Here is a 25092-nt window from a genome sequence, read left to right on the forward strand (position 1 = left end):
GTCCCTCTACGTGAAGTACGTCTGGAGCACCGACACCGGCACCGCCGACGACCCGTCCCGCCCGGTCAGCAGGGCCCCGATCTCCGCGTCGTCCCGGGCATGGGCCTTCCGGCTGTGGGCGAGGTGGTTCGAGATGTGCGCCGTCGCCTGCAGCACGGTCCTCACCTGCGAGGACCAGATCTCCAGCGTGGTCGCCAGCGCGCCGCCCGTCGCGAAGCCGGAGGACCTCAGCGTCGCGGCCGCCCGCCAGGTCACTCCCGCGCCGCCCGCACCGCCCGCCCCCTGCGCACCGGCGCTCCCGACGTCGGCGACCCTGCACAGCTCCTCGTGCAGCGTGAACGCCTCGTGCCCGACCGCGCCGAGATCGTCCTGATGCACCCGGAGGTCGTCCGCCCCCTGTCGCGCGGCCGCCTCCCCCTTGAGCCGCTCCCACTCGTTCCAGGCCATGCCCTGCCCCGTTCCGCCCCTGCACTCGCGCAGCCCTGCTTCGTGAAGGCAGCAGACCAGTTCCGGGCACCTCGTGTCAAAAGGTGTGAACAAGACATACAGAGTGATGGTGCGAACAAGTCAACTCCCCACCGCCAAGGCCCGACTGTCGGTGCCGCCCCCTACAGTCCGACCCCATGGCCAGCCTTCCCAACGCCCTCGTGAACCCGCCCGCCTCCCTCCGGCTGCCGCCCGGCCGTCTCGTCGACACGACCGTCGACGGCCCGTGGCACGAGCCGCTGCTCTGGTACGGCGAAGCACCCGCCGCCGTCGGCGACTGGGCGTCACTCCGGGCCACCGGACGCAACCTCGGCCTCCTGCCCGTCCTGCTGGACGTCGGCACGGGGCACGGTGAGCCCGCCGACTGGGGCCTCGACCCCGCCAGGACGACCTACCCCGGCGACCACGACCCCGCCGCCGTCCTCGCCGACCACTGGTCCGGCTACGAGGAGTACGCCGAGCTCGCCGGCCCCGACGACGCGGGCGTCCGGTCCGACGGGGCGGGGGCCCGGTCCGACGCCTGGCAGGGCCTCGCTCCCGCCGCCGCGCCCCGCACCGACCCGGACAGCGACGCCGCCGACACCGCGGACCTCGTCGTGGAGGGCGTCCCCTGGCTGCGGGACGTGCGCCCCGCCCTGGTCCCGGCCCGCCGCAGCGCCGACATACCCGCGGCCGTCGGCTGGACCGGCCCGCTGAACCACGAGAACGACGTGGCCCGCCTCTGCGCCGTCCTGCGCTCCTGGGAGGACCGCTTCGGCGCCCGCGTCCTGGCCCTCACCTTCGACCAGCTGGTCCTGTCCGTCGCCTCCCCACCCAGCACCCAGGAGCACGCGGAGGCGGTGGCCGCCGAGCACTACGCCTTCTGCCCGGACAACATCGACCAGGGCATCTCCCCCCTGAAGCACTACGCCGAGCAGGCCGTCCTGAACACCCACCTGTGGATGTTCTGGTGGGACTGAGCGCCCGTCGCGGGTGAGACCCGCGCACTACACCGCCTTCGACGCGAGCTCCCGCTCCCGCAGGGCCGCCGCCTCCTCCAGCAGGCTCCAGCCGTCGGCAGTCGTCCCGCCCGGCACGTCCGGCTGCCAGCCGTGGCGCATCGCCACCTGGAGCAGGGCGCGCACGGCGCCGGGCTCGTGCAGGTTGAGGCCGGCCCCCCGGACGAACCCGACGTCGCCGGAGCCGGTGAAGCCGCCGCCCGGGACGTAGCGGCCGGGGCCCTGGTCGAAGACGATGCGGAACCGGCTGACGGCACGCTCCCCGGGGCGGTACGTCAGCGTGAGCGTCTGGCGGCAGTCGACGGGCGGGCCGCCGTTCGGCCGCCGGTGGCTGTGACTGTGCACCCACCGGTACTCCCGCCCGTCGGCGACCAGACGGCGCGGCGCGCGTGCCCTACGCGGCATGGGACCGGGTGTGGTGACCGGCGCGCCGGACCGCGCGGAGTCCGGGCCCGCCGAACCGCCCCGCCCCGCTCACGGCTTGCGTCCCACGGCGCCGTAGACGCTGATGTCCTCGTCGGTGACGTCGTTGATGTCGGCGTACCGCAGCCGGTCCACCGGCTCCATGGACGCCAGCAGTTCCGGCGCCGGCTGCTCGGGCACGGGGGCCGCGCCGTCGGGACGCCAGCGGTGGACGGGCACGATGCCCGGTTCCTCGACCACCAGCCCGTTGGCGTCGAAGAAGCGCTCGACACCGGCCCTGTCCCGCAGGACGAAGGTCATGCCGCGTTCCCGCATGGTCCGCGCGACGGGCAGGATCCGCTCCGGGTTGAGGTCGTGGCACAGGTGGCTGAGCACCACCCGGCTGCCGGAGGGCAGCGCGTCCGTCAGCCGCTTCACCACGCCGTGGGCGTCGGCGTCCTCGACGAAGTGCAGGACGGCGGCGAGCACCAGGACGACGGGACGGTCCAGGTCGAGGGTGGCGGAGGCCTGCTCCAGCAGGGCGTCGGCCGCCCGCAGGTCACCCTCGACGTAGGCGGTGCGGCCCTCGGGACTGCTGGTCAGCAGGGCTCGGGCGTGCGCCAGGACGATCGGGTCGTTGTCGGCGTAGACGACGCGCGCGGAGGGCACGAACCGCTGGGCGATCTGGTGCACGTTCTCCTGCGTGGGCAGGCCCGAGCCGATGTCCAGGAACTGGTCCAGGCCCTCGTCGCGGGCCAGCGAGGTGACCGCGCGGCGCAGGAAGTCCCGGTTGTGGCGGACGTCGAGGTAGCCCCGCGGGTGGGCCCGGCAGGCGGCCGCGGCCGCCGCGCGGTCCACCTCGTAGTGGTCCTTGCCACCCAGCAGCAGGTCGTAGACCCGCGCCGGGTGCGGTCGGCTCGTGTCGATCCTGCGCCACACGTCGTCGGACATGGGACATCCCCTCCCCCGAGGCATGCCGTGCCGGTTCCCGTCGACAACCTAGCGGCAGGCGGGCGCGGGGCGCGGGACCTCTTTCCGCCAAGATCGGGGCGGACCTCACGCAGGTCCGCCCCGTCCCGTCTGGTGGGCCGGGGGTCGGCCGGGCGGGGGTCAGCGCAGCATGCGCGCGGCCTCCACCGCCCAGTACGTGAGGATGTTCCGCGCGCCGGCCCGCTTGATGCCGGTCAGGGTCTCCAGGATCGCCTTGTCACGGTCGACCCAGCCCTTCTCGGCCGCGGCCTCGACCATCGAGTACTCGCCGGAGATCTGGTACGCCGCCACCGGCACGTCGACCGCGTCGGCAACCCGCGCCAGGATGTCCAGGTAGGGACCGGCCGGCTTGACCATGACCATGTCCGCCCCCTCCTCCAGGTCGAGCGCCAGCTCACGCAGCGACTCGCGGATGTTGGCGGGGTCCTGCTGGTACGTCTTGCGGTCGCCCCGCAGCGAGGACCCCACGGCCTCGCGGAAGGGGCCGTAGAAGGCGGAGGAGTACTTCGCGGTGTAGGCGAGGATCGACACGTCCTCCCGCCCGATCTGGTCCAGCGCGTCGCGGATGACACCGATCTGGCCGTCCATCATGCCGCTGGGGCCCACGACGTGGGCGCCGGCGTCCGCCTGCACCTGAGCCATCTCCGCGTAGCGCTCCAGCGTGGCGTCGTTGTCCACCCGGCCGTCGGCGTCCAGCACGCCGCAGTGGCCGTGGTCGGTGAACTCGTCCAGGCACAGGTCCGACATGACGATCAGGTCGTCGCCCACCTCGGCCCGCACGTCGCGCAGGGCGACCTGGAGGATGCCGTCCGGGTCGGTGCCGCAGGTGCCGAGGGCGTCCTTCTTGTCGTCCGCGGGGACGCCGAAGAGCATGATCCCGGAGATCCCGGCCTCCACCGCCTCCGCGGCGGCCTTCTTCAGGGTCTCCCGCGTGTGCTGGAAGACCCCCGGCATCGAGCTGATCGGCACCGGCTCGCTCACGCCCTCCCGCACGAACGCGGGGAGGATGAAGTCGGCCGGGTGCAGCCGGGTCTCGGCCACCATGCGCCGCATCACGGGGGTCGTACGCAGCCGCCGCGGCCGCGTACCGGGGAAGGATCCGTACGTCGTCATACCCTCCACGCTACGCCCGCGGGAGGGGACGTCTTGCCGACGTCCGGTCGGTCCACCCCCGAGGCGGCCCGGGGGACGCGCGCCACCCCCGCAGCCCCGCCCCGGGGTGCCGGGGCCTCGTCGGCCGAAGCCCCGGGCACGTCGGGGCGGCGTCACCAGGCCAGCGCCTGGTCCATCTCCTGCTGCCAGTAGGTGACCGTGTGGGTGCTGTCGACGTACACGCTGCCCGAGGGGAGCGAAACGGTGGCGGCGCCGGAGGCCGCGCCACCGGAGCGGCCGGCCAGGGTGACCGTCACCTTGCGGGCGGTGCGGCCGCCCTCGCCCTCACCGGTGGCCGCCGCGGTCATCACCCCGGCGTAGGCGGCCTGACCCGGCTCCAGCGTCACCACGGCCTGCGGCTTGCTGCCGTCCATCACCGCGACGGCCGCCTGCTCGTCGTCGAACCGCAGGAGCGGCGCATGGTAGGCGAAGCAGGGGGCGTCACCGGTGTTGACCGCGGTGATCAGGAGGTGGTTGATCGGGCGGGTGACGGCGGTGACGCGAATCTTCGTGTTGGCGGTGGTGCAGGTCACCGGGGCCTTGGCGGAACCGGAGCCGCCGCTCTCGCCGGAGCCGCCGGTGGAGCCGCTCCCGCCGGAGCCCTTGCTCCCGGTGGAGCCGGAGGCGGTGGACGAGCCGGCTCCCTTGCCCGTGCCGGAGGCGCCATCGGTCGACTTCTCCGTGCCGGCCGGCTTCGCGTCGGTGCCGGCGTCCGGGGTGCCGGTGGCGGCGGGGAGCGAGCCCTCCGGGGAGGGGGCGGGGGAGCCGGCGTCCGCGCCGCTGTCACAGGCGGTGAGCGAGAAGGCGGCGAACGCGGCGGTCGCGACGGCCAGGGCACGGACGCGGGGGCGGCGGAAGGTGAGAACACGCATGGCGAAATACCTCTCATGACGGTGCGGTTCGGCGGACCGCTCGACCGTTCGGGCCGAGCGGCGTGCTTGGATGACCACAGCTTGTGGGCGGATTCGTCCCACCGGCGCCGAGGCCGGGGCGTACGGGACGCTGGAACGTTCCCGACGCCCTGACCAGCCAGAACGCGGTCGCCTGGAACGCCCGGACGGGACGTCCCGGACGACGGACGAGGGGGAGAGGGACAGTGACGGGGGCAGAGGACACCGCGGAGTTCGCACGGCGGCTGCGGGAACTGAAGGACCGTTCGGGGCGCAGCTACGGCATGCTCGCCAAGCGGCTCCACATGAGCACGTCGACGCTGCACCGGTACTGCAACGGGGACGCGGTCCCGGCCGAGTACGCGCCGGTCGAGCGGTTCGCCCGCGTGTGCGGGGCGTCCGCGGACGAGTTGGTGAGCCTCCACCGCGCCTGGATCCTCGCCGACGCCGCGCGCAGGCGCCCTGCCCCCGCGGCGCGGGGCGCGGCAGCGGGTGACCCGGCGGCGGGTGACGCGGCCGCGGGTGACGCTGCCGGTGCCGCCGCAGCGGCCGGGGCCTCCGGAGCCGCCCGCGCCGCCGAGGCTGCCGGAGCCGGCAGGGTCGGCGGGGCCGGCGGGGCCGGCGGGGCGGCCGGATCCCCTGAGGCCACCGACGCCGCAGGAGCCGATGCAGCCGACGGGGCCGCCGGTCCCGCCAACGCCGCCCGTGCGGCGGGAGCCGGCGCGGATGCCGCCGCAGGGTCCTCCCCGGTCGCCGCCTCCGCGGAGGCGGACCGGGCGGGAGGTGCCCCGGCAGCCCTCCGGCCGGCAGGGCCTGTCGCGGACTCCGTCCGTGCGAACTCCCCGGTGAAGGCCGAGGCGGAGGCCGGGGCGGGCCCCGAACCGGACGCCCCCGCCCCTCACTCCCCCGCCCGCCGGCGGTTGCTCGTCGGCTCCGCCGTCGCCGCCGTCGCCGCGGTGGTCCTCACTGGCACCCTGGTCGCCCGTCACGGGGAGGACGAGGACCACGCCCCGGACCGCACCGCCGCCCGCGCGGCCGCGTCCGCGTCCGCGCGGAACCCCGCCCCCACCCACGCCTCCGCCAAGGACCCGGCGTCCGCATCCCCGTCCGCCTCGGCGAGCAAGGACGGCAGGGACAAGCCGCAGGCCCCCACCCCGCTCCCCGAAGCCTCCGCCGCCCCGCGGGTCACCGGGACGCCGCTCACCGTCTCCACCCGCCCCTACGTGTGGGAAAGCCCCTGCAGCCAGCACTACCTGGTGAACCGGCCGCCCGCCGAGATGGGCCCGCCGCCCACCGAGCCGGACGCGCCCGGGTGGGTGGCCGCCATGGGCGCCGTCTCCGCGCGCGAGCAGATGGTCGCGCTGACCTTCCAGGCGAAGGGCGAGCAGACCGTCGTCCTCGACGCGATCCACGTCCGGGTCCTCAGGTCCTCCACCCCGCTGCCGTGGAACGACTACACCATGGGCGTCGGCTGCGGCGGCAACGTCACCACCAAGTCCTTCGACGTCCGCCTCGACGACCCCCGCCCGACGGCCCGGCCGCAGGGGGGCCAGGGCGCCTTCCCCTACAAGGTGAGCGCCGCCGAGCCCCTGGTCGTGTACGTCACCGCGCACGCCTCGGCCCACGACGTGAGCTGGGCGCTGGACCTGGAGTGGTCCAGCGGCGGACGGTCGGGGACGGTCCGGGTCGACGACCAGGGCCGACCGTTCCGCACCAGCGGCAACACCGGCCGCCCCCGGTACGAATACCCGCTGGGCGCCACCGCCTGGAACCGCCCCCTCGCCTAGGGCCTGGCCTCCCCGGCCGCCTCGGCGCATCCGTGACGGCGGCCGTCCCGCGCACCGCAGGCAGGCGGCAGTACCCACCTTTTTGTGGGTACTTGGCAGCGCGCACCGGTGCGGGCAGCCTTCTTCAGGGGGCGGTCGGAGTGCGGCACGGACGCGGGACGGGGGTGGCCGGGATCAGGAAGCCGTTGTCGCTTCGGCGAGCCTCTGCAGACGGTGGTGCCCCCACTCGGAAAGGGGAGCGAGCGCCTCGGAGAGGTCTCGTCCGAAGCCGGTCAGGGAGTACTCGGTCTTCAGCGGCAGCACGTCGTGCACTTCCCGGTGCACCAGTCCGTCCGTCTCCATCTCACGCAGAGCCTGGGTCAGCACCTTCTCGCTGAGTCCCGGCAACCGCCGGCGCAGTTCGCCGGGCCGGTGCGGTCCGGACTCCAGCAGCCAGAGCAGGGCGGTCTTCCACTTGCCGTCGACCACAGCGATGGCTGCGGTCACTCCACACACGTTCAGGTCCTGCGCACGACTGCGTGTCATCACCACGTCTCCCGTCTCTCACGGTCACCTACAAGGGAGTGAAGCATCTCCATGCACATCAGGAACTCCGCGAAGTCTGCCGTCACCGTGCTCGGCCTGGGGCCGATGGGCCGGTCCCTGGCCGGCGCCTTCCTCGACGCGGGGGTGCGGACCACCGTCTGGAACCGCACACCCGGCAAGGACCACGAGCTGGTCGCACGGGGAGCGGTCAGCGCCTCCTCCGCGGAGGAGGCGGTCCGCGCAAGCGGGACGACCGTCATCTGCGTGGTCGACTACGACGCGGTGGACTCCGTCCTGCGCCACGGCGCGGTGACCGAAGGTCTCAGGGGGCGCACGGTCGTCAACCTGAGCGCCGACACCCCGGTCCGGGCACGGCGCACCGCCGGCTGGGCCGCCGCGCACGGCATCCGCTACCTGGACGGTGCGATCATGACGCCGACCACCACCATCGGGACACCCGCCGCCGTGTTCCTCCACAGCGGCCCCGCGGAGCTGTACCAGGAGCACAAGCCCGTGCTGGACGCGCTGGGCGGGACCCACACCCACCTCGGCGAAGAGATCGGCCGGGCGGCCGCGTACGACATCGCCCTGCTCGACACCTTCTGGACCGCCATGGCGGGTTACGCCCACGCTCTGGCGGTGGCGCGCGCGGAAGGCGTTGGCGCGCGGGAACTGGCACCGTTCGCCCAGGGCATCGCCGCGATCCTGCCCGGGATCTTCGAGCAGGTGGCCGAAGACGTCGAGAAGGGCAGCTTTCCCGGCGAGGGCAACCCGCTCACCTCGGCCGTCTCGTCCATGGCCCACGTCGTCCAGACCTCCGAGGCCCACGGCATCGAGGCAGGGGTGATGCGCGCCGCCGAGGGCACGGCCCGCCGGTCCGTCGGTCTCGGGCACGGCGCGGACGGCTTCAGCCGCACCGTCGAGATCCTCGAACGTGGCACAGCCTCGTCGACGCCGCCGCTTCGCGGGTAGGAGCGGCTGCGGCCCAGGCCCCGGGCCCGGAGGCCCGGGGTCGGGGTCGGGGTCGGGGTTGCGCTCCGCGGCAGGCGCCCCGTGGTCCGGCGCCCCGTGGCGGTCCGGCCGTCACTCACGCACCAGGCAGAACGGGTGCCCCACCGGGTCCGCGTACACCCGCCAGCCGCGCCCCGGGTCGCCCGCCTCGAGCAGCGTGCCGCCCAGCTCCAGGACCTTCGCCTCGGCGGCGTCCAGGTCGGGGACGCCGAGGTCGAGGTGGTACTGCTGCGGGCGGGACGGATCGGGCCACGCGGGCGGCCGGAGGTCGGGGGCCTGCTGGAACGCGAGGACGGGACCGCCCGGCGTGTGCAGGGTGGACCACGCCTGGTCGGTGGACCAGCGGGGGTCCTTGCGGTCCACCTCCCCGCCGAGCAGCTCCTGGTAGAAGGCCGCGAGTTCACGCGGTTGCGGGCAGTCGATGACGAAGCACTGCAGGGTCGCGATCATGCGCCGAGCCTAGGTATCAGGCCGAGGTGAAGGCGAGCGAAATGCCGAGGGCGACGAGAACGGCGCCGATGGTCCGGTTCAGCGGGACCTGCCGCCGCAGCAGCCGCGTGCGCAGCGCAGGCGCCGACAGCACGCCGGCGACCAGCGAGAACCACACCAGGTGGGCGACCGAGATGAACAGGCCGTAGCCCGCCTGCCGCAGCAGCGGGGTGTCCGCGTGCACCACCTGCGTCCAGGTGGAGACGATGAACAGCATGGTCTTCGGGTTGAGCGCGTTGGTGAGGAACCCGGTCCGCAGGGCCGCGCCGTGCGACAGCGGCTCACCCACCTCGCCGGAGGTGTCGACCTCGACGCGGGAGCGGAAGGTCTTCCAGCCGATCCACACCAGGTAGCAGGCGCCGGCGATGCGCACCACGGTGAACAGCGCCGGCGTCCCGGCGAGCAGCAGCCCGACGCCCAGCATGGTGTAGGAGACGTGGACCAGGACGCCCAGGCTGATCCCCAGCGCGGCGAGCAGGCCCGCCGTCCGCCCGTACAGGTAGCTGTTGCGGACGATCATGGCGAAGTCGGCGCCCGGGCTGATCACCGCGAGCACGGTGATGACGGCCACGGCCAGCACCTCGGCCACCAGGCACCTCCGGAGAAGACGGCCGCGCACGGCCGGGAACGGTCACGGAACGCGAGAAGACTACGGCGAACCCCCAGGCCCCCCGGGCCCTCGGGGCTCCCGGCCCTCCGGACGACACCGTCCCGAACGAGGGAGTGCCGCCCCCGCGAGCGGGAAGGCGGGGGCGGGGAAGCACCGCGCCCCCGCACCCGGGACCCGGGTGCGGGGGCATGGCGTGACGGACGTGCCGTCAGCTGGTCGTCGCCCGGCGGCGCCGCGCGCCGGGACGCCGCTCGGACGGCCGGGTGACCGGGTCGCCCGCCGCCAGCGCGGCCTCACGCCGCTTCGCGCCGAACTCGGCGAGCGCGGCCGCCAGCTTGGTCACCGACGGCTCCGGGGCCATCACGTCGACCCGCAGGCCGTGCTCCTCCGCCGTCTTGGCGGTGGCCGGGCCGATACAGGCGATCACCGTGACGTTGTGCGGCTTGCCGGCGATGCCGACCAGGTTCCGCACCGTCGACGACGAGGTGAAGAGCACCGCGTCGAAGCCGCCGCCCTTGATCGCCTCACGGGTCTCCGCCGGAGGCGGCGAGGCGCGCACGGTGCGGTACGCCGTGACGTCGTCGACCTCCCAGCCCAGCTCGATCAGCCCGGCGACCAGCGTCTCCGTGGCGATGTCGGCGCGCGGCAGGAAGACACGGTCGATCGGGTCGAAGACCGGGTCGTACGGCGGCCAGTCCTCCAGCAGACCCGCGGCCGACTGCTCGCCGCTGGGCACCAGGTCCGGCTTCACGCCGAAGGCGATCAGCGCCTTGGCGGTCTGCTCCCCCACGGCCGCGACCTTGATGCCCGCGAAGGCGCGCGCGTCCAGGCCGTACTCCTCGAACTTCTCCCGGACCGCCTTGACGGCGTTGACCGAGGTGAAGGCGATCCACTCGTAGCGGCCGGTGACCAGGCCCTTGACCGCGCGCTCCATCTGCTGCGGGGTGCGCGGCGGCTCCACGGCGATGGTCGGCACCTCGTGCGGCACCGCGCCGTAGGAACGGAGCTGGTCGGAGAGCGAGACCGCCTGCTCCTTGGTGCGCGGCACCAGGACCTTCCAGCCGAACAGCGGCTTGGACTCGAACCAGGAGAGCTGGTCGCGCCGGTCGCCCGCGGCGGCGCGCTCGCCGACCACGGCTATGACGGCCCGGCCGCCCTCGGCCGAGGGCAGGACCTTGCCCTGCTTGAAGACCTGGGCGATGGTGCCCAGCGTCGCCGTCCAGCTGCGCTGGCGGGTCGTGGTGCCGGCCACCGTCACGGTGAGCGGGGTGTCCGGCTTGCGGCCGGCCGAGACCAGCTCGGCCGCCGTCGCCGCGACGCCGTCCAGCGTGGTGGAGACGACCACGGTGCCGTCGGAGGCGCCGAGCTCGGTCCAGCAGCGGGCGCTGGCCGTGCGGGCGTCGACGAACCGCACGTCCGCGCCGTCCGCGTCGCGCAGCGGGACACCGGCGTAGGCGGGCACGCCGACGGCGGAGGCGATGCCGGGCACCACCTCGAACCGCACGCCCTCGGCGGCGCAGGCGAGCATCTCGCGCGCCGCGTCGGAGTCGAGGCCGGGGTCGCCCGTGACGGCACGCACCACCCGCCTGCCGGAGCGTACGGCCGCCATGACAAGATGGACGGCATCACGTTCCGCCGGAACGGCAACGGTTGTTGACGTGCCGTCAACCACCGTGAGCTGCGGCGTGTCCGTGTCCGCGCCGGTGCTCTCCAGGACGGCGCCCGGCCTGGCGTGTGTGCGCACCACGTCCAGCACGTCGGGTTCGCCGACGAGGACGTCCGCGTTCGCCAGCGCCTCGACGGCGCGCAGCGTGAGCAGCCCCGGATCGCCGGGACCGGCACCCAGGAAGGTGACGTGCCCCTGATCGGGAACCGCGGGAAGGGTGGTGGGGCTCACTGTGCTCGCTCCCCCATCAGACCGGCCGCGCCCCGGGCAAGCATCTCGGCGGCGAGTTCGCGGCCGAGCGCCATCGCCTGCTCGTGCGTCCGGGGGACGGGACCGGTGGTGGACATCTGCACCGTCCGGGAGCCGTCGGTCGTGCCGACGACGGCCCGCAGGCGCATTTCCTTGACAATCTGCCCGTCCCCCAGAAGGTCGGCCAGGGCACCCACGGGTGCGCTGCAACCGGCCTCCAGGGCGGCGAGCAGGGATCGCTCGGCGGTCACGGCGGCCCGCGTGAGCGGGTCGTCGAGCCGCGCGAGCGCGGCGATCAGCTGCGCGTCCTGCGCAGCGCATTCCACGGCCAGGGCCCCCTGGCCGGGAGCCGGCAGAACGGTGTCGACCGACAGGAAGTCGGTGACCTCGTCCGCGCGGCCGATCCTGTTCAGGCCCGCGGCGGCGAGCACGACGGCGTCGAGCTCCCCGCTCTCCACGAACCCGATCCGGGTGTCGACGTTGCCCCGGATCGGCACCGTCTCCAGCCGCAGCCCGTTGGCCCGCGCGTACGCGTTGAGCTGCGCCTGCCGGCGGGGCGAACCGGTGCCGACGCGGGCGCCCGGCCGCAGGTCGGCCAGCTTGGCGCCGCCGGCCGCGACCAGCGCGTCACGCGGGTCCTCGCGGACCGGTATCGCGGCCAGCGTGAGGCCGTCGGCCGGCTGGGTCGGGAGGTCCTTCAGCGAGTGGACGGCGAAGTCCACCTCACCGCGCAGCAGCGCCTCGCGCAGGGCGGCGACGAACACTCCGGTGCCGCCGATCTGCGTCAGGTGCTCGCGCGAGACGTCGCCGTGCGTGGTGATCTCGACGAGCTCGACGGGCCTGCCGGTGACCCGGCCCACCGCCTCCGCCACGTGCCCGGACTGGGCCATGGCGAGCTTGCTCCGCCGGGTGCCGAGCCTCAAAGCCTTCTCTGTCATGCTCGCCCTCGGTTCTTGGCGTTGGCGTCGATCAGGGTGTTCTGGAGGGCGTCGTCGGCGCTGCGGCCGGCGGCCTTGTCGGCCCGGGAGACGGACGCCACCGTCTCCGGATCGAGGTCGAACAGGGTGCGCAGCGCGTCCGCGTACCCGGCGCCGCCGGGCTCCGCGGCCAGCTGCTTCACCCGCACGGTCGGCGCGTGCAGCAGCTTGTCCACCACACGCCGGACGGTCTGGGTGATCTCCTGGCGCTGCTTGGCGTCGAGGTCGGGAAGCCGGCCCTCGAGCCGGGCGATCTCGCCCGCCACCACCTCGGCGGCCATGGAGCGCAGGGCCACCACGGTCGGCGTGATGGTCGCGGCGCGCTGGGCGGCGCCGAACGCGGCGACCTCGTCGGCGACGATCCGCCGCACCTGGCCCACGTCGGCGGCCATCGGCGCGTCCGCGGAGGCGTCGGCCAGCGACTCGATGTCCACCAGCCGCACCCCGGCGAGCCGGTGCACGGCGGAGTCCACGTCGCGCGGCATCGCCAGGTCGAGGACGGACAGGACCGGCTCGGGGCGGATCGTCTCCACGGCCTCCGGGCGTCGGCGCTCGGGGATCCGGCCCACGGCGGCCGCGGTCGCGGCCAGGGCGGTGACCAGCTCGGGGTCGGGCTCGGGGCGCACGTCCTGGCCGGTGCGGGCGGCCTCCAGGCGCTCCGCGTCGCCGCGGTCCACCCAGGCGCCGTGCTGCTCCAGCGTGGCGGCGTCCATCCCGGCCACGGCGGCCTCGCCGGAGGCGGGGAAGGCCGTGTCGGGCGCGCCCTGCGGCAGTTCGGTCAGGTCGGCCGGCGTGGCGGAGCCGAGGGTGACGGGGCAGCCGTCGGTGTCCCGGCCGCCGCGGGCGCCGGGGGTCTCCGCCGTCCGCGGGTCGCCGCCCGCGGTCGCGCCGGTCGCACCGGCCGGGCGGACCCGGCCCTCGACCGCGGCGGCCACCTGCTGGGCGGTGAGCACCAGGCCGGTGGCGCCGGTGCAGGACACGGCGATGTCGGCCCGGGCGAGCTCCCCGGCGACGGCGTCCATGGTGACCGCGCGGGCGCGGACCGGGGTCTCGCCGCCCGCGGTGAGGATCTCCGCCAGCCGCTCGGCCCGCTCGACGGTGCGGTTGGCGACCACGATCTCGGCGACCCCGCCGCGCGCCAGCGTGGCGGCGGCCAGCGAGGACATCGAACCGGCGCCGATCACCAGCGCCCGCTTGCCGTCCAGCCAGGACGGCACCTCGGCGCCGTCCGCTAGCTGCTCCAGGCCGAAGGTGACCAGGGACTGGCCGGCCCGGTCGATGCCGGTCTCGGAGTGGGCGCGCTTGCCGACCCGCAGCGCCTGCTGGAACAGGTCGTTGAGCAGCCGGCCGGCGGTGTGCAGCTCCTGCGCCTGGGCCAGGGCGTCCTTGATCTGCGCGAGGATCTGGCCCTCGCCCACGACCATCGAGTCCAGCCCGCACGCCACCGAGTACAGGTGGTGCACGGCGCGGTCCTCGTAGTGCACATAAAGATAAGGAGTGAGCTCGTCCAGGCCGACCCCGCTGTGCCGGGCCAGGAGCGTGGACAGCTCGGCGACACCGGCGTGGAACTTGTCCACGTCGGCGTAGAGCTCGATGCGGTTGCAGGTGGCCAGCACCGCGGCCTCGGCGGCCGGTTCGGCGGCCACCGTGTCCTGGAGCAGCTTGGTCTTCGCCTCCGCGCCCAGCGCGGCGCGCTCCAGCGCGCTGACCGGAGCGCTGCGGTGGCTCAGCCCGACGACGAGCAGACTCATGCCGGCATCACGGCGGGGGCTTCCCCGTCGGTGCCCTTCGGGTCGGCCTCGTCCATCGCGGCGGCGGCCGCGGCCGCGCCCTTGACGGCGGCCGGCGCCGGCATGCCGGAGTCGGCGGCGGCGTCCTCGCCGGCCTTGCGCTGCTCGTGGAAGGCGAGGATCTGCAGCTCGATGGAGAGGTCGACCTTGCGCACGTCCACGCCGTCCGGAACGGTCAGCATGGTCGGCGCGAAGTTCAGGATGGACGTCACACCCGCCCCGACGAGGCGGTCGCAGACCTGCTGGGCCGCGCCGGCCGGGGTGGCGATGACGCCGATGGAGACGCCGTTGTCGCGGACGATGTCCTCGAGTGCGTCGGCGTGCTGCACGGGGATGCCGGCGACCGGCTTGCCGGTCATCGCCGGGTCGGCGTCGATCAGCGCCGCGACCCGGAAGCCGCGGGAGGCGAAGCCGCCGTAGTTGGCGAGCGCCGCACCCAGGTTGCCGATGCCGACGATGACCACGGGCCAGTCCTGGGTCAGACCGAGCTCGCGGGAGATCTGGTAGACGAGGTACTCGACGTCGTAGCCGACGCCGCGGGTGCCGTAGGAGCCCAGGTACGAGAAGTCCTTGCGCAGCTTCGCGGAGTTGACCCCGGCGGCGGCCGCGAGCTCCTCGGAGGAGACGGTCGGCACGGAGCGCTCCGACAGAGCGGTCAGCGCGCGGAGGTACAGCGGAAGCCGGGCGACGGTGGCCTCGGGAATCCCTCGGCTGCGGGTCGCCGGTCGGTGAGTTCGGCCAGTTGCCACGATGCTCCTGCGGGTAGAGCGGGGCTGGGGGCGGCCACACGTCCCCGGACCGCCTCGTCGGATGCAGGCTATGTCTTTGTGAACGTGTGCACAAAGATGGTGTCCGTTTTGCCCCACCGACGTGACCGGGGTCACGCGGTGTTCACGCACGCGCGCGGAACCGGCGGACAGGCGTCCGGCTCCCTCACTCGTCGGGGACAAAGCTGCACACGCTCCTCGTTCGATGCACGCCCCCGCAAGCAAATTCGCGGTCAAATCCTAAGCGACACGGCCGGTTCCACCGAACCGTCACATCCGGCGAAACCCCAGGTCAGCCCCTGATTCCGGGGTCCGGTGAGAGCTATCTCTCCTCCCTGGGGCGCACGTGACTGCCGGTAAGGGGCCGCGTTCGTGAAGACGATCACGACCTCGTCACCGTCCGCCCGCCGCCGACGCCTGCGCGTCACCGCTTCCGGGCGCGGGACAATGGCGGACATGAGTGGTCTGGTGACATTGATCGGCAAGCCCGGGTGCCATCTCTGCGAGGACGCGGAGAAGGTGGTGTCCAAGGTCTGCGGCGAACTCGGCGTGCGCTGGGAGCAGAAGGACATCACCCAGGACGAGGAACTCCACCGTGCCTACTGGGAGCAGATCCCGGTGGTCCTGATCGACGGGCGGCAGCACACCTTCTGGCGGGTGGACGAGTCCCGCCTGCGCGCCGCCCTGGCCTGAGCCGCCGCCACCGCGGCGGGCCGCGCGTCCGGGACGCCGGCGGCGGTCCCGCCGCCGGCGTGCCGGGGAGGTCCCGCGGTGTTCACAGGACGACAACCTCACCGCCGCTGACCCCTCCCACGATCTGGATATGCTCACCGCATGGCCGCTCTTGGATGGCTCCTCCCCCGAAAGCGCTTCGCCACGGCGCGCAGTGTCCTGGCCGGCGAGGCCGCGGCGGAGGCCGCCCGCAAGTCCTCCGGCGCGCTCGAGCAGGAGGAGCGCTTCCCGGTCCTCGGCGACACCAGCGCCGCCGCCTTCTTCGACCTGGACAACACGGTCATGCAGGGCGCGGCCCTGTTCCACTTCGGGCGGGGCCTGTACAAGCGAAAGTTCTTCGACACCCGGGAGCTGGTCCGGTTCGCCTGGCAGCAGGCCTACTTCCGGCTGGCCGGCATCGAGGACCCCGCCCACATGCAGGAGGCCAGCGACGCCGCCCTGTCCATCGTGAAGGGGCACCGCGTCGAGGAGCTCGAGCTGATCGGCGACGACATCTACGACGAGTACGTGGCCGGCCGCATCTGGAGCGGCACCCGTGCCCTGGCCCAGGCGCACCTCGACGCCGGCCAGAAGGTGTGGCTGGTGACGGCCGCCCCGGTGGAGATCGCCCAGACCATCGCCCGCCGGCTCGGCCTGACCGGCGCCCTGGGGACCGTCGCCGAGTCCGTCGACGGCGTCTACACCGGCCGTCTGGTCGGCGAGCCCCTGCACGGGCCCGCCAAGGCCGAGGCGATCCGCGCCCTCGCCGCCGCCGAGGGCCTGGACCTGACGCGCTGTGCCGCCTACAGCGACTCGTACAACGACGTCCCGATGCTCTCGCTGGTCGGCCACCCCTATGCGGTCAATCCCGACCCGCGGCTGCGCAAATACGCACGCGAACGGGAATGGCGACTGCGTGACTACCGCACCGGCCGCAAGGCCGCGATGGTGGGCATCCCCGCGGCTGCCGGAGTCGGCGCGGTCGCGGGCGGCACCGCCGCCGCGCTGGCCCTGCACCGCCGCCGACGCCTGGTCTGACCGGCCTTTTCTCCCCTCACCCAGCCCGTCCGACGCCCGACGGCGCCCGGCCCGCACCGGCCGGCGACGCCGTCGGGCGTCGTCGTGCGCGCCCGCCGCAGACCTGACGCTCCGCTCACATCGGCCGGAGCCGGACACCGGATGCCCGGGAAGTGGCCGGATGTGATCGCCAAACGATCTCCACCTGTCATCGAAATCGCCCTGAAGCGGCCACGGAAGCGACGTAATCGATGATTTAGGCAACTCGGCGTAGCGGCCCCTGCACGAAGCGTTATTCTCCTCAGACGCAATCCGGTACCCCTCCGTCGCCACGACGGGTGAACGGTTCCGCACTGCACGTGATGGAAGCTCTGCCTCTGGGAGTCCCGTGTACCCACACGTCGGGGTTGACGCCTCGGGCCTGGCTGCGCTCCGCTCAGCGGCCCTGGAGCTGTTGCGCGGCTTCGTCCCCACCGCGTACGCCGTTCCCGCCTTCGCCGCCCCCGCCGGCCCGTGCTACGCCCTCGCCGAGAGCTCGAGCACGGTCGTCCGGAGGGGCCGCGCGGGCGCCACCGCTGCCGCGCCCGCCCGCCGTCCCGCGGCGGACAGCGACAGCGCACGCATGATGGATCTGGTCGAACGCGCCCAGGGAGGCGAGGCCGATGCCTTCGGGCGGCTGTACGACCAGTACAGCGACACCGTCTACCGCTACATCTACTACCGGGTGAACAGCAGGGCCACCGCCGAGGACCTCACCAGTGAGACCTTTCTGCGCGCCCTGCGCCGTATCGGCACCTTCACCTGGCAGGGCAGGGACTTCGGCGCGTGGCTGGTCACCATCGCGCGCAACCTGGTCGCCGACCATTTCAAGTCCAGCCGTTTCCGTCTCGAGGTGACCACCGGCGAGATGCTCGACGCCAACGAGGTCGAGCGCTCGCCCGAGGACTCCGTCCTGGAGCACCTGTCCAACGCCGCCCTGCTCGACGCCGTCCGCAGGCTCAACCCCCAGCAGCAGGAATGCGTCACGCTCCGTTTCCTGCAAGGGCTCTCGGTCGCCGAGACGGCCCGGGTCATGGGCAAGAACGAGGGCGCCATCAAGACGCTGCAGTACCGCGCCGTCCGCACCCTGGCCAGGCTGCTCCCCGACGACGCCCGCTGACCGGGGGCGGCCTGCGGCAGCCCCCCGGCGGCCGCGTCTCGGGATGCCACTCTCCGCGATCGCCAACTCACGTGACGTGAAAGGCGGTTGATTCCACCGCCAGTCCGCCTGAAGTCCGTAACCGAAGTGCCCAGCCGCTCGTTGTCCGGGATACAGGCTCCCTGCGGACTCCCCGAGGTCCACGCCGGGAGTCGTCCGTCATGACGAGAGGAGGTGCCGCCAGTGATCGCGAACGTATCGGCGCACCGGCGGGCGAACGCCTTCGCCCAGGCCCTGGAGGAGCTGTCCGACCGGGGCACGGCGGCCGAGCAGCCACAGGGATCGGCGGCACCGACCCCCGCTGCCGCGGAGGAGACCGGGCAGGCGGCCATGCTGGCCGTCGCCTCGGGTCTCGGCGATCTGCCCAAGCCGGTGCTCGACCCCGAGGTGAAGGTCGTCCAGCGCGCCCAACTGGTGGCCGCGATGGAGGCCATGGTCCAAGAGGGCGCCCTGGGCACAGACGCGTCCGCGCAGGTTCCCGACCAGCGGTCCCCCCGGGCGCGGGGCGCCCACCGGGCGAGCGCCCTGGGAAAGCTCCGGCCGCGCTCACGCCTGACCAAGGGCCTGGCCGCCGGCGGGCTCAGCGTCGGCGTGGCGGCCAGTGCCTTCGGCGGCGTGGCCGCGGCCAGTTCCGACGCCCTCCCCGGTGACTCCCTCTACGGCCTCAAACGCGGGATCGAGGACTTCCGCCTCGGTCTCGCCGACGACGGCACGGAGCGCGGCGAGATGCTGCTCGACCAGGCGTCCCGGCGTCTCGCGGAGACCCGGCGGCTGATGGAACGCGGCCGCGGCGGCCACCTGGACCACGAATTGGTGGTCGAGATCCGCCGCACCCTCTCCGGCATGCACGAGGACGCCGCCGAGGGTCACCGCCTGCTCCACGACGCCTACCGGCGCGACCCCGGCTCCCTGGCCCCCATCCGGGCGCTCTCCTCCTTCACCGAACGGCACGGCCGGACGTGGCACGAGCTGCGCGACCGGCTTCCCGTGCAGCTCGGCGACGTGAGCGAGGAGGTCTCGTCGGTCTTCGACGCCATGGAGCAGGACGTCGCCCCGCTGCGGCCCCTGCTGCCCGAGGCGCCCTCGCCCGGCGACGACCTGCGGCCGGGCCGCGAAGCGGGGTCCCGTTCCCCCGGTTCGTCCCCGTCCGGTGAGTCCACCGCACCGGGCAAGGACAAGGACGAGAGGCGTTCCTCCACCGGCACCGGGAGCGAGCCCGAGGCCTCCCCGTCCTCGGACACCGACGGGCTGCTGGGCGGCGGTACCGGCGGCCTGTTCGAGCCGCCGGCCGAGGAGGACCAGGGCTCGGCCTCCCAGCCGGAGGACGAGGAGGACAGCGGCCACCGGGTGACGCTGCCTCCGCTGCTCCCCGACCTCCTCCCGGGCCTCGGCCTCGGCGGGGACTCGGCGGAGTGACGTCGTGAGGTGAGGAGGGGGCGCCCGGCGGGCGCTCCCTCCTTTCCCCTCCGCCGTCCTGCCGGTCTTAAGATCTGTAGGTCTGTCAGCCTGTCGGTCTGTCGGTCTGTCAGAAGAAGATCGACCGCCGCCGGACCAGCAGCTTGTAGAGGGTGTGCTGGATCTCCTCCCGCACCTGGTCGGTCAGGTTGAACATCAGCATGGGGTCGTCGGCCGCCTCGGGCGCGTACCCGTCGGTGGGGATCGGCTCCCCGAACTGGATGGTCCACTTGGTGGGCAGCGGCAGCGCGCCCAGCGGCCCCAGCCAGGGGAAGGTCGGGGTGAGCGGGAAGTACGGCAGCCCCAGCAGACGGGCCACCGTCCGGGCGTTGCCCACCATCGGGTAGGTCTCCTCCGCGCCGACCACCGAGCACGGGATGATCGGCGCCCGGGCCCGCAGCGCGGTGGAGACGAAACCGCCCCGGCCGAACCGCTGCAGCTTGTACCGCTCGCCGAACGGCTTGCCGATGCCCTTGAAGCCCTCCGGCATCACGCCGACCAGTTCGCCCCGTCCCAGCAGTTCGGCCGCGTCCTCCGCGCAGGCCAGCGTGTGGCCGAGCTTGCGGGCGATCTCGTTGACGACGGGCAGGGTGAAGACCAGATCGGCGGCGAGCAGCCGCAGGTGACGGCCCGCCGGGTGCTTGTCGTGCACGGCGACCTGCATCATCAGGGCGTCCAGCGGGATGGTCCCGGAGTGGTTGGCGACGATCAGCGCCCCGCCCTCGGCGGGTATGTTCTCGATGCCCTTCACCTCGACGCGGAAGTACTTCTCGTACAGCGGGCGCAGCATCGCCATGAGCACCTCGTCGGTGAGTTCGGCGTCGTAGCCGAAGTCGTCGACCTCGTATTCACCGGTGACCCGCCGCCGCAGGAACGCCAGCCCTTTCGCCAGGCGCCGCTCCGGCCCGCGGCCGTGCGCCGCGTCCTGGGCGCCCGCACCGCCGCGGGGGGCGTCGCTGTGGGGGGCGCCGTCGCGGGGGGCGTCCTCGCCGTCGCCGGGGGCGCCCTCGTGGTCCGGCTCCCCCACGCCGCGGCCCTGGGCCGGCAGCGGGACCGCGGCGCCGTCGCCTGACCTGGCGCCGCGGGGCGCGGAGCGGCGCCTGGCGCGGTCGTCGTCGAACGGGATGACCTTCGCGTCCGCCATGGTGACTGTGCTCCTCCGTCTACCGCTCGGCCTGGGTGCTGGTGTCCGGCGCCACGTACCGGGCGATCCGGTCGACGGCCGCGGCGAGCGCGGCGGGCGGCAGGAGCCCGCGCCCGGCGGCCGAGGCGAAGTCCGCGAACGTCTCCGCCGTGCTGTGGCGCGGCTCGAAGCCGAGGATCTCGCGCATCTCGTGGGTGTCGACGACCCTGCCGTGGGTGAGCAGCCGGATCTGCTCGGGGGAGAAGTCGGACAGGCCCAGGGTCCGCAGCAGCGACCCGGTCAGGGTGACCGCGGGCAGCAGCACCGGCGCCGTCGGCCGTCCCATCCGCCGCGCGCACTGCGACAGTGTCAGGACGCCGTCCCCCGCGATGTTGAAGGTGCCGCTGTTCAGCGTCCCCCGCTCGGGCTCCCGCGAGGCCCGCAGCAGGACCTCGGTGACGTCGTCCTCGTGGACGAACTGCAGCCGGGGGTCGTAGCCGATCACGGTCGGCAGCACCGGCAGGCGGAAGTAGGAGGCGAGCGGGGTGTCCACGCCCGGTCCGAGGATGTTGGCGAACCGCAGCACGCAGACCGCCACGTCCGGCCGCCGCCGCGCGAAGCCCCGCACGTAGCCCTCGACCTCGACGGCGTCCTTGGCGAAGCCGCCGCTGGGCAGCGCCTTCGGCGTCGTGGCCTCTCCGAACACCGCGGGGTCGCGGGAGGCGGAACCGTAGACCGTGGTGCTGGACTTCACGACCAGCCGCCGCAGCGTCGGCGACTTCTGGCAGGCGCCCAGCAGCTGCATGGTGCCGATGACGTTGGTCTCCTTCACGGAGGACCGTCCACCGCCGGCCAACGCCGTCCCGGTGACGTCGAGATGGACCACGGTGTCGACGGCGTGCTCGGCCAGCACCCGGCCGATCGCCGGCTGCCGGATGTCCGCGCGCACGAACAGCGCCTCACCCAGGTCGTGCTCCGGCGTCACGGCGTCCACCGCCACCACCCGCGCCACGCCCGCATCCTGGAGCACCCGGCGCACGAAGTGGCTCCCCAGCCGCCGGGCCGCCCCGGTCACCAGCACGATCCTGCCCAAGACCAGCGCCCTCCCGTCGTCCGCGCGGGCTCCCTCCCGGCGGTATGCGACAACTTAGCCGCTCCGTGTTGCGCAGGTATGGCCGTCACGCTGCCGCCGCTCTCCGCCCACGCCTCCCACACGTGTGCCCCGCCCGGCCGACGGCACCACCGCGGGCGCCACGGAGATGGCGCGGGGGCGACACGGGAGCGACACGCGCCCGACGGGCCGGGAGGAGCCGTGGGAGGCAGCGGGACGCCGCGGGAACGGCCGCGGCCCCCCACCGAACCGGTGGGGGGCCGCAGACGCACGCTTCGCGCGGCGTGTGCCGCGTCGCGTTACTTCTTGTTGCGACGCTGGACGCGCGTGCGCTTGAGCAGCTTGCGGTGCTTCTTCTTGGCCATCCGCTTGCGCCGCTTCTTGATAACAGAGCCCACGACTTACCCTCGCTCACTTCTCATCACTCGGCGTTGGGCGCCATGGGCCCATACGACCTTCGAGGGGAAAGCCTACCTTCCCCCGGCCATGAGGTCGTAATCGAGGGGGCTGCGCGACGGCCGGGGCGAACCCCGGGACCGCCGCGAGGGACCGCCTCAGGCCGTCTCCACCCCCACGTAGCTCTCGCGAAGGTACTCGTGAACCGCTTGCTCCGGGACGCGGAACGACCGTCCGACCCGGATGGCGGGCAGATGACCGCTGTGCACCAACCGGTACACGGTCATCTTGGACACGCGCATCACCGAGGCGACCTCCGCCACGGTAAGGAACTGAACCTCGTTCAGAGGCCTTTCGCTGCCAGCTGCCATGACACACCTGAACCCTTCGCACTCGACGGCCACCGGCTTCCCCTTCCGGTGACTCTTCGTCGCTGCGTGCTCACTCCCCAAGGTAGGGGCGGATGATGCGAGTGGGGAAGAGGAGCAGCCATCACCGGCCTACCGTGACAGACACCCGCGATTGAGCACGCAACGGATAAGCGGGGGACGCCACCCGGGCCCCACACCCACCCCAGCCGGAACGCCGGCGGAGATCCGCGCCCCCGCACCGCCGGCGGTCCTCACCGCCCCGTTCGCCCCGGCCCGCTCGCCCCAGCGCACCCGCACTGACCTGCCCGGCGACCCCGGAAGCCTCGCCTCCCCGCCGGCCCGGCACCCGCCCCGCGGAACGCCGGCCCCCGCACCCGCCGCGGGCCACGGCACGCGGTGGTGCGCCCCCGCCGGCGGAATCCCGTCACCACCGGCGGGAGGACGGGCGAGGGACTGCCGAGGTTGCTGATGCGTAGTCGGAACCGGGTCGTTTTGTCGACACTGCGGCCCTGCATCGGACGCAGCGCACCACCTCGGAACGTCGAGTGGCCGCCTGCCGGCCGGTCCGAGCGCGACTCGCACCGGGCGCGCGCCCCACTCCGGGGAAGCGAGGGCTCCCCGGTGGCCGACCCGGTGGCCGGGGCCTGCGGCGGGGATTCCGCTTGGCCAGGGGACGAGGCGGACCGTCCAGTCGACACGATCGTCCCCGATCACATACTGCCCGCCCGCTCACCAACAATCGACCAGAACCCACTAAATCCCGACCACACCCGACCCGGTACCTGTCGTCCCCCGGGGCAGCCGGGCCGGCCGGAGGGCGGGAGAAGGCGCTGGAGGACCCGTCACCGCACGGCACGACCGGCCGCCCAGGGCGGGCAGCGGCGGTAGCGTGCCCCATCGGGACAGAGGCCGCCTGGAGCCCGTCGGAGCGGGGGCCGCGTGAACGGGGGCCGCGTGAACGGCATCCGCGGCACCGCGTGAGCGACACCCCCGGACGCGAGCGGGTCACCCGCGCGGTCCCGGTCGCCTCCGGCCCACCGCGGGGTCACCGCACAGCATCACGGCATCAGCCCCCGCAGGGGAAACACCGCCTTCCGCGTGGCGAGGATCGCCTGGTCCAACCGGTCCGCCGGGTCGTACCCGTCCGCCCACTCCCGGAACGTCACCGGCCACCGCCCGTCCGTCATCCGCCGCGGCCCCGCCTGACGGGTCAGGGCGTACACCTCCTGCCGCCACCCCTCCGGTACCAGCGTCTCGGGCGGCACCGGCCGCCCCGCCGCCACGGCGACCAGGTGTGCCCACGACCGCGGCACCACGTCGACCACCTCGTAACCCCCGCCGCCGAGCGCGATCCACCGGCCTTCCGCATGCGCGTGCGCCAGCCCGTGACAGGCCGCCTGCACCGCGTGCTGCGCGTCCAGCGAGACCGCCAGATGCGCCAGCGGGTCCTCGAAGTGCGTGTCGGCCCCGTGCTGGGTGACCAGCACCTGCGGCCGGAACTCCTCCAGCAGCTCCGGCACCACCGAGTGGAACGCCCGCAGCCACCCCGCGTCGCCGGTCCCCGCCGGCAGCGCCACGTTCACCGCTGTGCCTTCCGCACCGGGCCCGCCCGTCTCCGTGGGCCACCCGGTCTGCGGGAACAGGGTGCGCGGGTGCTCGTGCAGAGAGATCGTCAGAACCCGGGGGTCGTCCCAGAACACCGTCTGCACTCCGTCCCCGTGGTGCACGTCCACGTCCACGTAGGCGACCCGCTCCGCGCCCAGCTCCAGGAGCCGGGCGATCGCGAGCGCCGCGTCGTTGTAGACGCAGAAGCCCGACGCCGCCCCCGGCATCGCGTGGTGCAGTCCGCCGGCGAAGTTCACCGCGTGCAGCGCGTCCCCCCGCCACACCGACTCCGCCGCGCCCACCGACAGCCCGGCGATCAACGCGGACACCTCGTGCATCCCGCGGAACGCCGGGTCGTCCTCCGTGCCCAGCCCGTACGCCGGATCCGCGGCGTCCGGGTCGGCCGAGGCCGCCCTCACCGCCTCGATGTAGTCCTGGCGGTGCACGAGCCGCAGTGTGGAGTCGCCCGCCGTCCTGCCGCCGCCCACGGTGACCGCACGGTCCAGCTCCAGCGCCGCGACCAGGCGCCGCGTCAGCTTCAGGCGGACCGGGTCCATCGGGTGTCCTCGCCCGAAGTCGTAACCCGTGACTGCCTCGTCCCACATCATCTGCGCGCGGCCGCTCATGGACGCCACGGTAGCCGCTCAGGCCAGCAGAGCCGCCAGCTCCCCCATCGTGGTGAACGACGCCTTGACGCCCGCCAGCTTGTCGGCCGGCGTCATCGCCGTGAACCCGTACACGTCCATCCCCGCGGCAAGACCGGCCTGGACCCCCAGCGGGCTGTCCTCCACCACCGCACACCGTTCCGGCGCGACCCCCATCGACCGCGCGGCGTGCAGGAACAGGTCGGGCGCCGGCTTTCCCCGGCCGACGTCCTGCGCGCTGAAGACGCGCGCGTCGTCGAACCACCGGTCCAGCCCGGTCTTCCGGTGACCCACCCGGATCCGCTCATGGCTGCCCGACGAGGCCACGCAGAAGGGCACCCCCGCCGCGGACAGTTGCCGCAGCACGTCCGCGACGCCCGGCACCGGCTTCAACTCCCGCTCGAACGCGGCGAAGACACGGGCGTGGAACTCGTCGTCGAAGCCTTCCGGCAGCCGCTGCCCGGTCCGCTCGAGGATCAGGTCGTGGATGCGGTGCATGGCGGAACCCATGTAGTCCCGGATGGAGTCCTCGTAGGAGGTCTCGTGCCCGAGTTCGGTGAGGTAGCCGGCGAGCAGCCGGTTGGAGATCGGCTCACTGTCGACGAGCACACCGTCGTTGTCGAAGAGGACCAGGTCGTAGCGCATGCTCAGACCCTAAACTCTCCGGAAATG

25 protein-coding genes are annotated in these 25092 nt (G+C 73.6%); 7 read left to right on the forward strand and 18 right to left on the reverse strand.

Annotated elements, in window-relative coordinates; genetic code table 11:
- Window positions 1-6 precede the first annotated feature (6 nt).
- The gene (locus Sfr03f_RS18315; RefSeq protein WP_108954929.1) at window positions 7-447 is read right to left on the reverse strand and encodes a hypothetical protein; all 441 of its coding nucleotides are present in this window, start codon (window positions 445-447) and stop codon (window positions 7-9) included.
- Between the two features lie 176 nt (window positions 448-623).
- Between Sfr03f_RS18315 and Sfr03f_RS18320 the strand changes: the two genes are divergently transcribed.
- The gene (locus Sfr03f_RS18320) at window positions 624-1445 is read left to right on the forward strand and encodes a DUF4253 domain-containing protein (protein ID WP_108954930.1); all 822 of its coding nucleotides are present in this window, start codon (window positions 624-626) and stop codon (window positions 1443-1445) included.
- Between the two features lie 27 nt (window positions 1446-1472).
- Here Sfr03f_RS18320 and Sfr03f_RS18325 read toward each other — a convergent pair whose 3' ends face one another.
- The 4 genes from Sfr03f_RS18325 to Sfr03f_RS18345 all read right to left on the reverse strand — a co-directional run bounded on the left by Sfr03f_RS18325 (window position 1473) and on the right by Sfr03f_RS18345 (window position 4900).
- A complete protein-coding gene (locus Sfr03f_RS18325; RefSeq protein WP_174721602.1) occupies window positions 1473-1889 on the reverse strand; it encodes a hypothetical protein in 417 nt (138 codons plus the stop codon).
- 69 nt (window positions 1890-1958) lie between these two features.
- Window positions 1959-2837: an SAM-dependent methyltransferase gene (locus Sfr03f_RS18330; protein WP_372514394.1), complete on the reverse strand. Its 879-nt coding sequence runs from the start codon at window positions 2835-2837 to the stop codon at window positions 1959-1961.
- Window positions 2838-2996: 159 nt separating this feature from the next.
- Window positions 2997-3989 carry a porphobilinogen synthase gene (gene hemB / locus Sfr03f_RS18335; protein ID WP_108954933.1) on the reverse strand — a complete coding sequence of 331 codons (993 nt, stop codon included), beginning with the start codon at window positions 3987-3989 and terminating at the stop codon, window positions 2997-2999.
- A 152-nt stretch (window positions 3990-4141) separates the two neighbouring features.
- Window positions 4142-4900 carry a DUF4232 domain-containing protein gene (locus Sfr03f_RS18345; protein WP_108954934.1) on the reverse strand — a complete coding sequence of 253 codons (759 nt, stop codon included), beginning with the start codon at window positions 4898-4900 and terminating at the stop codon, window positions 4142-4144.
- Between the two features lie 224 nt (window positions 4901-5124).
- Between Sfr03f_RS18345 and Sfr03f_RS18350 the strand changes: the two genes are divergently transcribed.
- Window positions 5125-6705 carry a helix-turn-helix domain-containing protein gene (locus Sfr03f_RS18350; protein WP_108954935.1) on the forward strand — a complete coding sequence of 527 codons (1581 nt, stop codon included), beginning with the start codon at window positions 5125-5127 and terminating at the stop codon, window positions 6703-6705.
- Between the two features lie 174 nt (window positions 6706-6879).
- Here the strand turns inward: Sfr03f_RS18350 and Sfr03f_RS18355 are convergent, their stop codons facing one another.
- The gene (locus Sfr03f_RS18355; RefSeq protein ID WP_108954936.1) at window positions 6880-7230 is read right to left on the reverse strand and encodes a winged helix-turn-helix transcriptional regulator; all 351 of its coding nucleotides are present in this window, start codon (window positions 7228-7230) and stop codon (window positions 6880-6882) included.
- Between the two features lie 51 nt (window positions 7231-7281).
- Here Sfr03f_RS18355 and Sfr03f_RS18360 point away from each other — a divergent pair, with 51 nt between their 5' ends.
- Window positions 7282-8202 (forward strand): NAD(P)-dependent oxidoreductase, encoded by a 921-nt coding sequence (locus tag Sfr03f_RS18360; RefSeq protein WP_108954937.1) that lies wholly within the window; start codon window positions 7282-7284, stop codon window positions 8200-8202.
- A gap of 111 nt (window positions 8203-8313) precedes the next feature.
- Here Sfr03f_RS18360 and Sfr03f_RS18365 read toward each other — a convergent pair whose 3' ends face one another.
- The 6 genes from Sfr03f_RS18365 to Sfr03f_RS18390 form a co-directional block, all read right to left on the reverse strand.
- Window positions 8314-8691, reverse strand: coding sequence for a VOC family protein (locus tag Sfr03f_RS18365; protein ID WP_108954938.1), 378 nt, complete (start codon window positions 8689-8691; stop codon window positions 8314-8316).
- 16 nt (window positions 8692-8707) lie between these two features.
- The gene (locus Sfr03f_RS18370) at window positions 8708-9319 is read right to left on the reverse strand and encodes a LysE family translocator (protein WP_108954939.1); all 612 of its coding nucleotides are present in this window, start codon (window positions 9317-9319) and stop codon (window positions 8708-8710) included.
- A 229-nt stretch (window positions 9320-9548) separates the two neighbouring features.
- Complete coding sequence (locus tag Sfr03f_RS18375; protein ID WP_108954940.1) at window positions 9549-11237, reverse strand: bifunctional uroporphyrinogen-III C-methyltransferase/uroporphyrinogen-III synthase; 1689 nt, start codon at window positions 11235-11237, stop codon at window positions 9549-9551.
- Window positions 11234-12193, reverse strand: a complete 960-nt coding sequence (gene hemC / locus Sfr03f_RS18380; protein WP_108954941.1) for a hydroxymethylbilane synthase — start codon at window positions 12191-12193, stop codon at window positions 11234-11236. Before hemC ends, Sfr03f_RS18375 begins: the two co-directional genes overlap by 4 nt.
- A complete protein-coding gene (locus Sfr03f_RS18385) occupies window positions 12190-13983 on the reverse strand; it encodes a glutamyl-tRNA reductase (RefSeq protein ID WP_108954942.1) in 1794 nt (597 codons plus the stop codon). The genes hemC and Sfr03f_RS18385 overlap by 4 nt, the downstream gene beginning before the upstream one ends.
- Entirely contained in the window at window positions 13980-14771 is a 792-nt protein-coding gene (locus Sfr03f_RS18390; RefSeq protein WP_108954943.1) for a redox-sensing transcriptional repressor Rex, read from the reverse strand. The genes Sfr03f_RS18385 and Sfr03f_RS18390 overlap by 4 nt, the downstream gene beginning before the upstream one ends.
- Window positions 14772-15236: 465 nt before the next feature.
- Between Sfr03f_RS18390 and Sfr03f_RS18395 the strand changes: the two genes are divergently transcribed.
- The 4 genes from Sfr03f_RS18395 to Sfr03f_RS18410 all read left to right on the forward strand — a co-directional run bounded on the left by Sfr03f_RS18395 (window position 15237) and on the right by Sfr03f_RS18410 (window position 19131).
- Window positions 15237-15482 carry a glutaredoxin family protein gene (locus tag Sfr03f_RS18395; RefSeq protein ID WP_108954944.1) on the forward strand — a complete coding sequence of 82 codons (246 nt, stop codon included), beginning with the start codon at window positions 15237-15239 and terminating at the stop codon, window positions 15480-15482.
- A gap of 141 nt (window positions 15483-15623) precedes the next feature.
- The gene (locus Sfr03f_RS18400) at window positions 15624-16538 is read left to right on the forward strand and encodes an HAD family hydrolase (protein ID WP_108954945.1); all 915 of its coding nucleotides are present in this window, start codon (window positions 15624-15626) and stop codon (window positions 16536-16538) included.
- A gap of 367 nt (window positions 16539-16905) precedes the next feature.
- Window positions 16906-17676: an ECF subfamily RNA polymerase sigma factor, BldN family gene (locus Sfr03f_RS18405; protein WP_108954946.1), complete on the forward strand. Its 771-nt coding sequence runs from the start codon at window positions 16906-16908 to the stop codon at window positions 17674-17676.
- Between the two features lie 222 nt (window positions 17677-17898).
- Window positions 17899-19131, forward strand: a complete 1233-nt coding sequence (locus tag Sfr03f_RS18410) for a DUF5667 domain-containing protein (protein WP_108954947.1) — start codon at window positions 17899-17901, stop codon at window positions 19129-19131.
- Between the two features lie 109 nt (window positions 19132-19240).
- On the opposite strand, the gene Sfr03f_RS18415 is transcribed toward Sfr03f_RS18410, so the two are convergent.
- The 6 genes from Sfr03f_RS18415 to Sfr03f_RS18440 all read right to left on the reverse strand — a co-directional run bounded on the left by Sfr03f_RS18415 (window position 19241) and on the right by Sfr03f_RS18440 (window position 25065).
- Window positions 19241-20314, reverse strand: a complete 1074-nt coding sequence (locus tag Sfr03f_RS18415; RefSeq protein ID WP_108954948.1) for a lysophospholipid acyltransferase family protein — start codon at window positions 20312-20314, stop codon at window positions 19241-19243.
- Window positions 20315-20333: 19 nt separating this feature from the next.
- On the reverse strand, window positions 20334-21386 hold the full coding sequence (locus Sfr03f_RS18420; RefSeq protein WP_108954949.1) for an NAD-dependent epimerase/dehydratase family protein: 1053 nt from the start codon (window positions 21384-21386) through the stop codon (window positions 20334-20336).
- 317 nt (window positions 21387-21703) lie between these two features.
- Complete coding sequence (locus Sfr03f_RS18425; protein ID WP_003948845.1) at window positions 21704-21802, reverse strand: 30S ribosomal protein bS22; 99 nt, start codon at window positions 21800-21802, stop codon at window positions 21704-21706.
- A 156-nt stretch (window positions 21803-21958) separates the two neighbouring features.
- Window positions 21959-22171 carry a helix-turn-helix domain-containing protein gene (locus tag Sfr03f_RS18430; RefSeq protein WP_159105670.1) on the reverse strand — a complete coding sequence of 71 codons (213 nt, stop codon included), beginning with the start codon at window positions 22169-22171 and terminating at the stop codon, window positions 21959-21961.
- 1058 nt (window positions 22172-23229) lie between these two features.
- The gene (locus tag Sfr03f_RS18435; RefSeq protein WP_108954951.1) at window positions 23230-24402 is read right to left on the reverse strand and encodes an acetoin utilization protein AcuC; all 1173 of its coding nucleotides are present in this window, start codon (window positions 24400-24402) and stop codon (window positions 23230-23232) included.
- Window positions 24403-24420: 18 nt separating this feature from the next.
- Window positions 24421-25065: an HAD family hydrolase gene (locus tag Sfr03f_RS18440; protein ID WP_108954952.1), complete on the reverse strand. Its 645-nt coding sequence runs from the start codon at window positions 25063-25065 to the stop codon at window positions 24421-24423.
- Window positions 25066-25092: the final 27 nt, after the last annotated feature.

It is taken from the genome of Streptomyces fragilis (genome assembly GCF_003112515.1).
GTDB classification, from domain to species: Bacteria; Actinomycetota; Actinomycetes; order Streptomycetales; family Streptomycetaceae; genus Streptomyces; species Streptomyces fragilis.

Excerpts from the sequence above, each read along its gene's own strand:
- hemC (WP_108954941.1), bottom strand. The coding sequence starts at position 12,193 with ATGACAGAGAAGGCTTTGAGGCTCGGCACCCGGCGGAGCAAGCTCGCC.
- Sfr03f_RS18330 (WP_372514394.1), bottom strand. The coding sequence starts at position 2,837 with ATGTCCGACGACGTGTGGCGCAGGATCGACACGAGCCGACCGCACCCG.
- Sfr03f_RS18325 (WP_174721602.1), bottom strand. The coding sequence starts at position 1,889 with ATGCCGCGTAGGGCACGCGCGCCGCGCCGTCTGGTCGCCGACGGGCGG.
- Sfr03f_RS18365 (WP_108954938.1), bottom strand. The coding sequence starts at position 8,691 with ATGATCGCGACCCTGCAGTGCTTCGTCATCGACTGCCCGCAACCGCGT.
- Sfr03f_RS18385 (WP_108954942.1), bottom strand. The coding sequence starts at position 13,983 with ATGAGTCTGCTCGTCGTCGGGCTGAGCCACCGCAGCGCTCCGGTCAGC.
- Sfr03f_RS18400 (WP_108954945.1), top strand. The coding sequence starts at position 15,624 with ATGGCCGCTCTTGGATGGCTCCTCCCCCGAAAGCGCTTCGCCACGGCG.
- Sfr03f_RS18435 (WP_108954951.1), bottom strand. The coding sequence starts at position 24,402 with ATGAGCGGCCGCGCGCAGATGATGTGGGACGAGGCAGTCACGGGTTAC.
- hemB (WP_108954933.1), bottom strand. The coding sequence starts at position 3,989 with ATGACGACGTACGGATCCTTCCCCGGTACGCGGCCGCGGCGGCTGCGT.
- Sfr03f_RS18360 (WP_108954937.1), top strand. The coding sequence starts at position 7,282 with ATGCACATCAGGAACTCCGCGAAGTCTGCCGTCACCGTGCTCGGCCTG.
- Sfr03f_RS18315 (WP_108954929.1), bottom strand. The coding sequence starts at position 447 with ATGGCCTGGAACGAGTGGGAGCGGCTCAAGGGGGAGGCGGCCGCGCGA.
- Sfr03f_RS18415 (WP_108954948.1), bottom strand. The coding sequence starts at position 20,314 with ATGGCGGACGCGAAGGTCATCCCGTTCGACGACGACCGCGCCAGGCGC.
- Sfr03f_RS18355 (WP_108954936.1), bottom strand. The coding sequence starts at position 7,230 with ATGACACGCAGTCGTGCGCAGGACCTGAACGTGTGTGGAGTGACCGCA.
- Sfr03f_RS18320 (WP_108954930.1), top strand. The coding sequence starts at position 624 with ATGGCCAGCCTTCCCAACGCCCTCGTGAACCCGCCCGCCTCCCTCCGG.
- Sfr03f_RS18430 (WP_159105670.1), bottom strand. The coding sequence starts at position 22,171 with ATGGCAGCTGGCAGCGAAAGGCCTCTGAACGAGGTTCAGTTCCTTACC.
- Sfr03f_RS18440 (WP_108954952.1), bottom strand. The coding sequence starts at position 25,065 with ATGCGCTACGACCTGGTCCTCTTCGACAACGACGGTGTGCTCGTCGAC.
- Sfr03f_RS18345 (WP_108954934.1), bottom strand. The coding sequence starts at position 4,900 with ATGCGTGTTCTCACCTTCCGCCGCCCCCGCGTCCGTGCCCTGGCCGTC.
- Sfr03f_RS18395 (WP_108954944.1), top strand. The coding sequence starts at position 15,237 with ATGGCGGACATGAGTGGTCTGGTGACATTGATCGGCAAGCCCGGGTGC.